The 12270-nt window shown below is 47.6% G+C and carries 9 protein-coding genes; 5 read left to right on the plus strand and 4 right to left on the minus strand.

What is annotated here, in order from left to right:
* Positions 1–350: 350 nt before the first annotated feature.
* The 4 genes from C8N47_RS16020 to C8N47_RS16035 form a co-directional block, all read right to left on the minus strand.
* The gene (locus C8N47_RS16020) at positions 351–950 is read right to left on the minus strand and encodes a LysO family transporter (RefSeq protein ID WP_107823586.1); all 600 of its coding nucleotides are present in this window, start codon (positions 948–950) and stop codon (positions 351–353) included.
* Complete coding sequence (locus tag C8N47_RS16025; RefSeq protein WP_107823587.1) at positions 947–1231, minus strand: LysO family transporter; 285 nt, start codon at positions 1229–1231, stop codon at positions 947–949. Before C8N47_RS16025 ends, C8N47_RS16020 begins: the two co-directional genes overlap by 4 nt.
* Positions 1232–1365: 134 nt before the next feature.
* On the minus strand, positions 1366–2466 hold the full coding sequence (locus tag C8N47_RS16030) for a LacI family DNA-binding transcriptional regulator (protein ID WP_107823588.1): 1101 nt from the start codon (positions 2464–2466) through the stop codon (positions 1366–1368).
* Between the two features lie 152 nt (positions 2467–2618).
* A complete protein-coding gene (locus tag C8N47_RS16035; RefSeq protein ID WP_107823589.1) occupies positions 2619–3254 on the minus strand; it encodes a carbohydrate-binding family 9-like protein in 636 nt (211 codons plus the stop codon).
* 1025 nt (positions 3255–4279) lie between these two features.
* Here C8N47_RS16035 and C8N47_RS16040 point away from each other — a divergent pair.
* The 5 genes from C8N47_RS16040 to C8N47_RS16060 all read left to right on the plus strand — a co-directional run bounded on the left by C8N47_RS16040 (position 4280) and on the right by C8N47_RS16060 (position 12238).
* A complete protein-coding gene (locus C8N47_RS16040) occupies positions 4280–4474 on the plus strand; it encodes a hypothetical protein (RefSeq protein WP_107823590.1) in 195 nt (64 codons plus the stop codon).
* A gap of 18 nt (positions 4475–4492) precedes the next feature.
* The gene (locus C8N47_RS16045) at positions 4493–6781 is read left to right on the plus strand and encodes a family 20 glycosylhydrolase (protein ID WP_107823591.1); all 2289 of its coding nucleotides are present in this window, start codon (positions 4493–4495) and stop codon (positions 6779–6781) included.
* A 185-nt stretch (positions 6782–6966) separates the two neighbouring features.
* A complete protein-coding gene (locus tag C8N47_RS16050) occupies positions 6967–10302 on the plus strand; it encodes a glycoside hydrolase family 2 TIM barrel-domain containing protein (RefSeq protein ID WP_107823592.1) in 3336 nt (1111 codons plus the stop codon).
* Positions 10303–10480: 178 nt separating this feature from the next.
* A complete protein-coding gene (locus tag C8N47_RS16055; RefSeq protein WP_170111426.1) occupies positions 10481–11098 on the plus strand; it encodes an RNA polymerase sigma factor in 618 nt (205 codons plus the stop codon).
* Between the two features lie 63 nt (positions 11099–11161).
* Positions 11162–12238, plus strand: a complete 1077-nt coding sequence (locus C8N47_RS16060; protein ID WP_107823594.1) for a FecR family protein — start codon at positions 11162–11164, stop codon at positions 12236–12238.
* Positions 12239–12270 lie beyond the last annotated feature (32 nt).

The raw sequence follows: 12270 nt of genomic DNA on the forward strand, positions 1-12270 counted from the left end.
AAACGCGAATTTTGGCAACGTGCCGAAGAGCGTAACCGCACAACAGCGCAAATCTACGATCAACTTGGTCTGACCGAATATGAAGCGATTGAAGCCTTTGTTCGCTATCCCTTCGACGATGAAGAATCGTTTTTGAAGTAAGCTTTAGGCTTTCGTCGAGCGAATGGCAGACGAGCCGGTGAAGCCCGGAAATTACCGAGTCAATTTTTCGGATCGAAAAAACGGTTCCTTCCGGGGCTCACCGCTTGTTTCAGGCAAAGAGGTTAATGGAGAGTGCTCTCGGTTAACCTCTTTTAGTTTATGAACTTTTGGTGTAAAGCTGAATACAAATTGGTGTTGACGTTGATCGATTAAATTGAACAAAAGAAGGTCACCAGAAAAGGAACACTGAAATCGAGGATGATACCATGAAAAACGGCAACGATCACATATTCCTTTTCCATACTTTGACTGATAACCGGCAGGGTGGTGTCGAAAGTTGTTGCTCCGCCGGTTGAAATGGCAGACAAAGGGCCAAACCACCTGACAAGAATCGGAATAAAGAGCAGGGCAAAAAGCTCGCGCATGATGTTGCATAAGAGTGCAATGGTGCCCAGTTCCGGGCCTTTGAAGTCTGCAATAAAAATACTCGACAACGAATAGTAGGCAAAGCCGCTTCCAACAGCCATGCTTTCCGAAGCGGTGTTGTTAATAAAGGCTGACGCTACAAGGCAGCCCGCCAGGGTGCCGGCCATCGTCATGAATGGCAAAAATACCTGTCGTCGGTCAATCCCTTTTAGTTTGTCCAGAAGCGTCTTGTCGTGTCCCAATGCGATGCCAACACAAAACATAAGTATGTATAAGACAATTGTACTCACGGTTGAGCCGCTCCATTCCGAAGGAAGCCAATGGTTGTATCCGGCAAAACATCCGAGGGTGAAGAATGCGAGAATAAGAAGGCTTCCTTTCATCGGGATTGTCTTTTCCGGTTGTTCATTTTTATGAAATGCTGAAGCAGATAGGCAGCTCCAATACTTCCGGTAACAGAGAAGAAAAACAGGATAAATGCGCTCCAGCCCAGCGTTCCAATTTGATCGATAACCTGAGGGTTCGAGCCCACGTCGAGTCCGAGCAGAAATAAAAGTACCCATATTACCATCGTGATAAGCTGTGGCATGTGCTTCAGCTGTTGCTGCCTGATCAATAAGCCGGTGATGAAACCAGCGATGATAATTCCAAATACAATTAACATAGCCGATATTTTAGATAAATTTGTATTGCATACGGATGCGGGTAATCAACTTGTGGGGTATTTGCTCGGTTGGCGGCTTGCTTTGTTTCCAGCCAGAATCGATGTTTTCGAAGATCCGGTTATTTCGGCTCTTTCTAATGCTGTATGCTCAGAATATCAGCCACCGAGCTGCTGCTGTTTAAGTAATATCTTAGGTTTTCTTTGGTAATTAAGTCCAGTGGCAGATACTTGATGGCGGCCGGCTTGATTTTAAAAATCAGAAAGTCGGCTAGTGTTTTAATGCCAAAGTAGCCCTGACTAAACGGATTCTGGTTGATGATAAAGTTAATCCGGTCAGCATTCAGGTAGTCAATGTTTTGGGGAAGTAAGTCATAACCGATAAGCCGGATATGTCCGAGTTGCTTTTCCTCTAAAAACGCGGCAATATGAAAGGCTCTCGAGTTGGTGACAAAAATGCCGCTTGTGTCCGGATGTTCTGCTAAAAAGCGTTCCAGTTGTCCGTAGAAAGCAGCTTTGTTGTTGCGGTCGTTCAACTCAAGTTTTACAATATTGAAATCGCTTAAATTGGCTTGCTGAAAATAGTCGGTAAAGCCAATTTCTTTTCGGATCAGGTGAGGCGAGTTTTTCAGGTCTTCGTCAACGTGGGCAACAACGAAGGTGGTCGGCGCCGGATGGCCATAGTGCAATAATTTGGCGGCCAGAATACCACTTTGGTACGAGTCCTGCCCGATATAGGTGAGCGGCTCGTAGTCCGGAATATGCGTGTTAAATAAGCAAAATGGAATGCCGGCGCTTTTCCACTCACTCATGTACGAGAGTGATTCCGTTCCAAAAATAGGAGCCAGCAAAATACCGTCGTAGCTGTTTTTGTCAATCTTTGAAATGGTATCCTTAAAGGAATTTTGGTCGGCCGGGTTGAAGGTGTGGATTTTAACTTCGAGCCCGAACTGCCGGTGATCGTGTTCGGCCTGTTCAATTCCTTGCATTGGTGCCTCCCAGTATTCGTCGGCTTTGGGATCGGGCGTTAGCGCGGCCAGGGTAAACTTTCGGCTCGATTTTAGGGCTTGCGCCAGAATGTTGGGTTCATAGTTCAACTCTTTTACAATAGCCAGTACGCGTTGCTTCACGTCCTCCGAAACACGTCCGCGGTTGTGCAGCACCCGGTCCACCGTGCCGGTTGAAACTTTTGCTCTTTCAGCAATATCTTTAATTCTGGCTATGCTCTTTTTCGCCATACAATTTGTCTTATGCTTGAATTTTGCGCGTAAAAGTATAATTTCTAACGCTAATTTTCAGTTTCTCTCGTCGCTTTCCTTGTAATCAGCCGGTTTGCAAGCCGAAGCTTTGCGTAAAAAGCAAATTCCGGCCTGCGGTGCAGCGGTTGATGTTATCCCTCGAATTCGATTTTCCCAAAATAAGGCGGTTGATGAAAATCAGGCGTTGGCGTATCTATTTTTTTCCAGCTTAGGTAGTGCGGTTGACTAAGCTCGTCGCCACATTTGTAGAAATTGGCGTCTGCCTTAAGCCCGGCCAGTGTGTCAATTGGTGTGTGTTGAAAAACGCTTGCCGGAATCAGGATGTTGAGCTGCCATTCGATGCAATCGGGCTGCTCCGCACTATTGCGGCTGATGGTTGATTGCAGCTTGATTTGGCGGAGGGTATCCGCACTTAACCGCTCGCGGTTTTGTCGCTCAGGGCCATAACCTCCCAGGCAAGTACCCAGGCTGTTGAACTCCAGATTGTAATAGTCCTTGCCACCGGTAAACGATACGAAAAACTCAACGCAGCTATCTTTATACACGGGCTCGTTGTTATGGCTGTAGCGGGCAATCAGCTCGCTTTCGCGTACTTGGTATTGCAGCAGAATGGCTTCATTATTATGAGCAATTTTAAACTGAACATCCGGTTTGGGGCTTTGCTCATCCCACGAAAAAATGGCGATTGGTGTTGCTTTAACCGGCACAAGCGCAGCAGTTAGCTCTGCCGCCGTGTTTGCCTGGTAGTCGATAAAAGGCACTTTCATGATAAATTCTGAATTGCTTTGTTTGTAAATTTTAAAACTATTGCTTTCGATCTTCCGATCGTGTATTCTGTTTTTTTTTTACCCTGTTTTTGATGGTTAATCAGCTTTTGCAGTCGCCGTAATAAAATATCGTGCTTTTCGTTTTTTGCTCTTGATTTTTTTTAGGCTTCAGTTGTGCGCAAGTTTTTGTACCGTAGCTTTTGTTTTTATTTCTGAATGTGGAAATCTGTTGGTTTCAGACTTCCGTAATTGTGATGACGATGAGGCTAAGGTAGCGCATAATTTCAAATTATCTCACTTCTGAGTAATAAAATTGTGCTCGAGCACGCGAGTGGGGCTGCGGGGGTGGGAAGGTCGGACTGTTGTTTTTTATGAAAGTCTTCTTCTGCTTTTACCTTCGATCTAATGTACCCACCCTGGCCCTCCCTCGCGAGGGAGGGAAATTCCGACTTTGTCGGAATGGGAGGGTCAATCTAATTCAAAAGAATCCACTTTCATCTCTGTTGGTGATTCCCCGGAATTATGAAGGTTTTTTGCAGAAAGTCTACCATGCAAAGAGACTATGGCGCCATGCCAATAGAGGTTTTGATTAGATGTGGAACGACAACCCGACAACTTGAGACAACCACGACAACAGCATCGTTGAAAAAATTCGAAACTTTCATCTCTGTTGGTGATTCTCCGGGGAATCATGTCGGTTTTTTTTGAGGGCGATACTCGGAAGATCGTTGGCCGCCTCAATAAGCGTTGAATTTAATTGTGGGCTGTTGAGGCTGTCAAATTGGTGATTGCGATGACTGTGGAAGACGTCGAAATCACGGGTGAATCTACTTTGTTCGCGGCGAGATGATCTTTTGTAGTTTGAGCTGCAAAAAATCGGCGAAAAACGGGCGAATTTTCACCCTCGGCGTGTGCACGAACACGCAAAAACTTATATATTTGAGGAGTTAAAACCACTTGACGAATCCCGGATTGCTATTCGGAAGTCACGAAATCGAGTAAAACTCAGAACTAATTATATAACTATGGAAGAAAATAATTGTCGTTCGTTTATCAAAGCTCTCTCGAGGAAAGTGGGGCCGGTAACAGTTGGCGTGCCTGCTTTTATGCATGCTAGCAGTAAATTCAAAACGCCTGTTCTGCTGACGCTCGCCGGCGGTGACAATACCGGCGTTCGCTGCATCAACCAAGAAGAAAATACACAATTGAAAATCTATTAAACAATTAATAACAGAAACATGAAGATCCTTCGAAAATTAGTACCACTTTGTGCAGTTTTATTCGCGATGGTCTCGTGCAGTAATTGCCCGAAAGGCGATTTGCCCGTTGCCATTGTCCCCCAACCGAACCAGTTGGTTCGTCAGGACGGAGCGTTTACCGTCACCAAAAAAACAAGTCTTGTGCTCCCCGGGAGCGAGAAACTGCAAAAAGTCGCAGGCCTGATCAATCAGCGTTTTAGTCAGGCAGCGGGCTTCGAGCTCGTAGTAACGGATGAGAAGCCGTCATCAAACTTTATTGCCGTTGAGCTGGATCCGGCCTGGACTAAGGGCGACGAAGCTTATGAGCTGACCGTTGATAAAAGCGGCGTACAGGTGAAAGCCGGCACCGAGCGTGGTGCTTTTTACGGGCTGGTGAGCATGTTGCAATTGCTGCCGCCGGCAATCGAAAGCACAACCGTGGTTGACGATGTATGCTGGAGCATTCCCTTTGTGCAGATCGACGATGCCCCGCGTTTTGTGTGGCGCGGAATGCACCTGGATGTGTGCCGCCATTTTGTGCCGGTTGAGTTTATTAAAAAGCAACTGGATGTGATGGCCCTGTTCAAGATGAATACTTTTCACTGGCACCTGACTGAAGATCAGGGTTGGCGGATTGAAATCAAAAAATATCCGAAACTAACCGAGCTGGGCTCAAAACGGGTTGAAGGCGACGGATCGGTTTACGGCGGTTTTTACACCCAGGATGAAGTGCGCGAAGTAGTGGCTTATGCTGCCGAGCGTTTCATCAACGTCGTTCCCGAGATTGAGCTGCCCGGCCACTCGCTGGCTGCCCTGGTTGGCTATCCCGAGTTGTCGTGTACCGGCGGGCCTTTCGAGGTGCGCAACGTGTGGGGCGTCGAACCCGATGTGTACTGTGCCGGTAAAGAAGAAGTTTTCCACTTTCTGGAAGATATCATCGACGAAGTGGTGCCTTTGTTCCCTTACGAGTATTTCCACATTGGTGGCGACGAGTGTCCCAAAGACCGTTGGAAAAAGTGCCCCGACTGTCAACGACGCATGCGCAAAGAGGGCTTGAAAAACGAACACGAGCTGCAAAGCTACTTTGTACAACGCATCGAAAAAGTGTTGCTGGCTCATGGCAAAAAAATGATTGGCTGGGACGAAATCCTCGAAGGTGGACTGGCTCCTTCGGCAACCGTGATGTCATGGCGGGGCGAAGAAGGTGGTATTGAAGCCGCCAAACAAGGACACGACGTTATTATGACTCCCGGAAACTGGGTGTACCTGGACCACTACCAGGGAAGCAGCAAGGTTGAACCCGTTGCTATTGGCGGCTACACCACTCTGGAAGAATCGTACAGCTACAACCCCGTTCCCAAGGAACTGGAAGGCGAGCAAGCTAAGTATATTCTCGGCACACAGGGCAATGTGTGGTCGGAATACATGTACACTCCCGAAATGTTCGAATACCGCATTTATCCGCGTATTATCGCACTGGCCGAAGTGGGCTGGACGCAAGTTGAAAACAAAAACTTCGATGATTTCCTGAAACGCATGGATCCGCAGTTTGTGCGTCTCGACTACCACGGAATCAATTACCATATTCCACTTCCGGAAGGTCCGTTAAACCAGATGGCTTTTACCGACTCCATCACCCTCGATTTTAGCACAAGCCGGCCAATCAAAATGGTATATACCCTCGATGGAACCGAGCCTGACCAAAACTCGCAAGTGTACGGGTCGCCCCTGTCTTTTACTGAAAATGCGACGGTGAAAATCCGTTCCGTTTTGAACAGCGGAAAAATGAGTGCTGTGCGCACCATTCAGGTTGAAAAGCAGGATTATGCTCCGGCAGCAACGGTTGAAACAAGCCACAGCGGGTTGAACGGACGCTATGCCGAAGGTATTTTTGTACAGGTGAAAGATACGGAGTCGGTTGATCAATGGACCGACATTGCAGTAGACCGCAAGAACCTGAAGACGATTAACGACTACAAAACACCGACAGCAGCAGTGCTGGATGGCTACATCGAACTACCGGAAAATGGTATTTATGAGTTCCAGACTAATTTCGACCAGTTCTTTATTGGCGACCAATTGCTGGTGAATAACGATGGCGAAGTGAAGCGCTTCTCGCGCAGCAATGCAAGCATGGCACTGGCCAAAGGAAAACACCCGGTTAAGATTGTCTACCTGAATAACAACATCGGCGGCTTCCCGCAATCGTGGAACTACTTCAATCTGGAGTACAGAAAATCCGGCGATGAGAAATTCAGCTTGATTAAACTGGAAGATTATACGTATTAGTGTTTGTATAGGCACCGCCGGCCGTACTTGCCGGTCGAAATCGGACGAGCGCCTTAAAAGGATGCTGTTCCGACGGCAGGGCTGATTGGCCAGCAGTGTCATCTGCTTGAAAAAAAACGGACCCGGGCTGTTCCCGGATCCGTTTTATGTCATTTAAAAACAGAGATAAAACAGATTATAATCCGATGAGAAAATTATTCATTTTTATGGCCATCATTGGTTTGGCGAAGCTCGGGTACAGCCAGCAGGCTGATCCTGTTGCCAATCCCTGGGATTACGTTGAAAACGTTGAGATGATTGGTCTGAACAAAGCGCCTGCGCACGCTTCGTATGGTTCGGCAGCGTCGGTGTCGGAGGCGTTGAATACGAACGCGACCGATCTTTCGACACGTCAGTACCTCGATGGTACCTGGAAATTCAAATGGGTGCGCTCGCCGAAAGACCGCCCGGTAACCTTTATGGAACCTGCGGTTTCGGTTGCTGACTGGGACGATATTAAAGTGCCTTCGAACTGGGAAGTGGAAGGTTATGGCGTGCCAATCTACGTGAACCATCAATATGAGTTTGCCGACTACAAAGCGCCGGTTTCGCCCGAGATTGAGTTTGAAGACAAAATCTACCCGAAATATCCCGGAAAAGTACCGCACGACTACAATCCCGTTGGATCGTACCGCAGAAGTTTCACGCTGGCCGATGATTGGGACGGAAAAGAAATTTTCCTGCACATCGGAGCGATGAAATCCGGTGGTTTTGTATGGATTAACGGCGAGTTTGTTGGCTACTCGCAAGGCAGCAAATTGCCGGCCGAGTTCAACATTACGCCTTATCTGCAGCAAGGTGAAAATACCATCGCCCTGCAAATTTTCCGCTGGACAGATGGTTCATTCCTCGAATGCCAGGACTTCTGGCGGATGAGCGGTATCGAACGCAGCGTGTATTTGTATGCACAGCCTAAAATGCGCATTGCTGATGTTGAAGCCAATGCTTCGCTCGATGGCAGTTACCAAAACGGAACGCTCAACCTGAACGTGGCCTTGCAAAATCACCTGGCAAAAGCGGGCAAAGTTCGTGTATTTTATCAGCTGACAGATGCCAGCGGTCAGCAAGTGGCCGGCGGCAACCAAGCTGTTGATCTGGCCGGAATGCAAACGTCGGCAGTGACTTTCCCGCAGTTGACTGTTAAGAATGTGCTTCCCTGGAACGCTGAGCATCCCCACTTGTATACCCTTTTGTTAAATGTTCAGGACAAGAAAGGAAATACGCTCGAAGCAACAGCGATCAAGCTGGGATTCCGCAAAGTGGAAATCAAGCAAGGCTTGTTGTTGGTAAACGGGCAGCGCATTACCCTGAAAGGTGTGAACACCCAGGAGGCAGATCCCGAAACCGGCCATGTGATGAGCGAAGAGCTTATGCTGAAAGATATCCGCTTGTGGAAAGAAAATAACATCAATGCAGTGCGTTTGAGCCACTATCCGCGGGCATCCCGTTTTTACGAGCTGTGCGACGAGCACGGTATTTACGTCGTGGACGAGGCTAATATTGAATCGCACGGGATGTACTACGGTGATCATTCGCTGGCCAAAAAGCCCGAGTGGGAGCAGCAGCACGTTGAACGCATGGTGCGCATGGTGCAACGCGATAAAAATCATCCTTCGGTAATCATCTGGAGTATGGGGAACGAAGCCGGAAATGGTGTGAACTTTTATGCCGGCTACAAAGCCATGAAAGAGGCTGATGTGCAAAAACGTCCGGTACAATACGAACGTCCGTACAAGGACTACGACGCCAGTGATCTGGACATGGACTGGAATACCGACATTATTGTGCCACAATATCCGTCGCCCGGCTATTTTGAGTACATCGGTAAGCACAAAACCGACCGCCCCTTTATTCCCAGCGAGTATGCTCATGCGATGGGAAACAGCACCGGAAACTTCCAGGATTACTGGGATGTGATTGAGCAATACGACAACCTGCAGGGTGGTTTCATCTGGGACTGGGTCGATCAGTCGATCTGGAAAACCAATGAGAAAGGCGAGCGTTTTTATGCCTACGGTGGCGACTATGGCGTCAATATGCCAACCGACAACACCTTCCTGAACAACGGCATTGTATTCCCCGACCGCAGTCCGCAACCGGGCTTGTACGAAGTGAAAAAAGTGCACGAGTTCATCAATTTTAAAGATGAAGACATCAACGGACATAACGAGCAGCGTGTGTTCATCGAAAACCTGTACGACTTCACCAACCTGAGTGCTTTCAACTTTACGGCACAAATTAAGGCTGATGGCGAAATACTGAAGACCATTGAATTGAACGATCTGGAAGTGGAAACGCATACCGGAAAACTGATCCGCATTCCCCTTTCGGGTATCGATGTGCAGCCTAACACCCGCTATTTTGTGCAGCTGTCGGCAACATTGAAAAACGACTGGGGCCTGCTGCCAAAAGGTTTCGAAGTAGCTCATGAGCAGATTGAACTGACCAAGCTGTATAAAGCAGAACAGGTGGCTGCTGAGCACGGAGCAGAACTTTCGGTTACGAAAAAAGATGGATTGCTAACTGTTTCCAACAGTCAGGTTGAAGTGGTTTTCAGCCAGGCTGAAGGACGACTGGTTTCCTACCGCTATCAGGGCAACGAGCTGTTGAAAGACGGCAAAGGGCCCATGCCAAACTTCTGGCGCGCACCAACCGATAACGACTTCGGCAACCGCATGCAGTTTAATAACCGCGAGTGGAAAAAAGCATCCTTATTCTCGAAAGTAACCAAGCTCGCAACCAAACAAGTTGAAGCAAATTTGGTGGAGCTGGCCGTCACTTACGAATTGCCGGGAGTTAATACAACTTTCGAATCGGTTTACGAAATTGCCGGAACCGGCGTGGTTCGTGTTTCCAATAAGTTGAATGTAACCGAATACAAAGCCGATATCCCGCGTGTGGGAATGCGCATGCAGCTGCCGGCCGAATATCAGCAACTGAGCTGGTTTGGTCGCGGACCCTGGGAGAATTATGTCGATCGCAAAGCTTCAGCCTTTCTCGACCTGTATCAGTCGACCGTTAGCGAGCAATATGTGCCGTATGTACGTCCGCAGGAGAATGGCTACAAAACCGATGTCGATTGGTTGGCCCTGACGAATGCCGACGGCGACGGGCTGCTGGTTGTTTGCAATCAACCACAACAAGGTTTGGGTATGAGCGCCCTGCACATGCTGAACGAGGACTTCGACACCACCGAAGGCCTCGATTACGAAGGAAATGCCGATGTGGAACCCGAATTCCGGATCGATGGTATCCCCGAAGTAAACGGCAGCAAGCATATCAATGATATTAAAGAACGTGATTTGGTACAGCTGAATATCGACCTCGCACAGCGTGGTGTGGGCGGCGACAACAGCTGGGGAGCACGTCCGCAACGGCAATATGTGCTAAACGGACACGAAGTGCATGAATACAGCTTTACCCTGGTTCCATTGACGAATGTAAGCGTGGAAGGCTGTAAAAATCTGACTAAGAAGCTCTAGTATTCGACAAAGAAATACTTATTTTAGCAAACCGGCATACAGCCCCAGGGACTTGTATGCTGGTTTGTTCGTTTGTTCAAGGCAGAGGTGAATCACGTTTTTCTGATTCTGTTTTGGGCATAAGGCATGGTGTGCGAATGGTAATTTTAGATGGTAAACGACTGTAATGCGGAATGACATGAGGAAATTTAGGGAAGATAGCTTGGCAGATCGTTCGATTCAGGAAATGGATAGTTCCCGAACCGAGTATCTGGGTGCTTTATTTCGCAGTCAGTTCAACAAGCTATACCATTACGGACTAAAGCTTGTCGGGCATTCCGAGCTGGTAAAAGACACAATACAGGACATTTTCGCTGACTTGCTGAATCGCGAAAATCAACTTGCGCCAATCTCCAATATCAATGCTTACCTTTACGTTTCGCTTCGCCGCAGCTTACTGCGCAATGTGCAAAAACTCCGGAACACCGAAAATGCTGACGAGCAAACACCGGATGGATTTTGTTTTTCGTCCGAGGATTTTCTGATTCACCAGGAGCTGGGCTCCGAGTTCCGGCAATTGATGGCCAATAGCCTGACCAAATTAACCGAGCGGCAGCGCGAGGTAATCTTCTTGCGCTTTAAAAATGAACTGGACTTTGATGAAATTGCTTCGGTGATGGATATGAAAGTTCAATCGGTGCGTAACCTGCTGTTTCGCGCACTCGAACAGATCCGAAACGACCTTGATGGGCGTAAAATTATCCCTTCCCTGGATGCCGAAATCTTCCTGAAACTCTTTTTTGCAAAAAAAAGTTAATTTTTTTTCGAAACACTGAGTATAAAAGACGCTGCTTTGCTCTATACTATAAAACAACCGCAAATGCAGAACTTTAATCAATTCGTGTTTAACAGTCTTTTGGGCGACGAGCAGTTTGTTCGCTGGGCTAAAGGCGAACCTTGTTCCAATCCGGAATACTGGGCAAGCTGGAAAACACAATACCCCGATCAAGGAAGGGAGTTTGATGATGCCGTGAAAGTTGCCTCGGCATTGTCCTTTGCTGCTCCTTCAATTTCCGATCAGGAGATTGCCTATATGTGGCAAAATGGCGTTTTGCGAAAAAATCAGGATCGTAGCCGTAAAAAAATTGCTCCTTCGGTGCTGTTGATGCGCATTGCTGCTGCATTCTTTTTGCCACTGTTGCTCACTACCGCCTTCCTGTATTTTAATCAGGCGCGTTTGCAAAAACAATACAGCGCTTTTGTTGCCGGTCAGAGCGGAAAGAATATTGCTGTGCAGGCTCCCATTGGCACCCGTACCGTTGTTGATTTACCCGATGGATCAAAGGTTTGGCTGAACTCGGGTTCCCGTCTCACGTACCCGGCATTTTTTGCCGATAACCAACGTGAAGTGCGTTTGGAAGGTGAGGCCTTCTTCGACATCGAAAAAGAAAGTAAACCCTTTTTAGTTCAAAACTCCGGGCCTACGGTAAAAGTCTACGGAACCCGCTTCAATGTGAATGATTACGCCGACGAAGACCACGTTGTTGTGGCCCTGGAGGAGGGAAGTGTCGCTCTCGACCTGAAAGGAAAAGAAGCCTTTTTGCACCCGGGCGAAGTTTCGGTCTACCATCGCAATGAGCATTCGCTGAGTATTGCCAAAAATGATTTGGAGCCTTTGCTGTGCTGGAAAGACGGTAAACTCATCTTTCGGAATACATCACTGGATGAGATTGTTCGGGTGTTGCAACGGCAGTATAATGTGGTGTTCGAATTCGACGACCCGAGCCTGGCCGGCTACCAGTACAATGCCACCTTTCGCAATGAAAGCCTCGAACAAATCCTGCAATTGCTGAAAGTTTCAGCTCCCCAAATGCAGTTTGAATACACAAAAGCTTACCTGACGAAGGATGGTAAACAAGTCAAAGGAAAAGTAGTAGTTAAACGAAAAAAGATATAAAAAACAAATTGCCTATGTAACACAAAAGAAAT

Source organism: Mangrovibacterium marinum (assembly GCF_003046625.1).
In the GTDB taxonomy this organism is placed as follows: Bacteria; Bacteroidota; Bacteroidia; order Bacteroidales; family Prolixibacteraceae; genus Mangrovibacterium; species Mangrovibacterium marinum.

Excerpts from the sequence above, each read along its gene's own strand:
- C8N47_RS16045 (WP_107823591.1), top strand. The coding sequence starts at position 4,493 with ATGAAGATCCTTCGAAAATTAGTACCACTTTGTGCAGTTTTATTCGCG.
- C8N47_RS16020 (WP_107823586.1), bottom strand. The coding sequence starts at position 950 with ATGAAAGGAAGCCTTCTTATTCTCGCATTCTTCACCCTCGGATGTTTT.
- C8N47_RS16050 (WP_107823592.1), top strand. The coding sequence starts at position 6,967 with ATGAGAAAATTATTCATTTTTATGGCCATCATTGGTTTGGCGAAGCTC.
- C8N47_RS16055 (WP_170111426.1), top strand. The coding sequence starts at position 10,481 with ATGAGGAAATTTAGGGAAGATAGCTTGGCAGATCGTTCGATTCAGGAA.
- C8N47_RS16040 (WP_107823590.1), top strand. The coding sequence starts at position 4,280 with ATGGAAGAAAATAATTGTCGTTCGTTTATCAAAGCTCTCTCGAGGAAA.
- C8N47_RS16035 (WP_107823589.1), bottom strand. The coding sequence starts at position 3,254 with ATGAAAGTGCCTTTTATCGACTACCAGGCAAACACGGCGGCAGAGCTA.
- C8N47_RS16025 (WP_107823587.1), bottom strand. The coding sequence starts at position 1,231 with ATGTTAATTGTATTTGGAATTATCATCGCTGGTTTCATCACCGGCTTA.
- C8N47_RS16030 (WP_107823588.1), bottom strand. The coding sequence starts at position 2,466 with ATGGCGAAAAAGAGCATAGCCAGAATTAAAGATATTGCTGAAAGAGCA.
- C8N47_RS16060 (WP_107823594.1), top strand. The coding sequence starts at position 11,162 with ATGCAGAACTTTAATCAATTCGTGTTTAACAGTCTTTTGGGCGACGAG.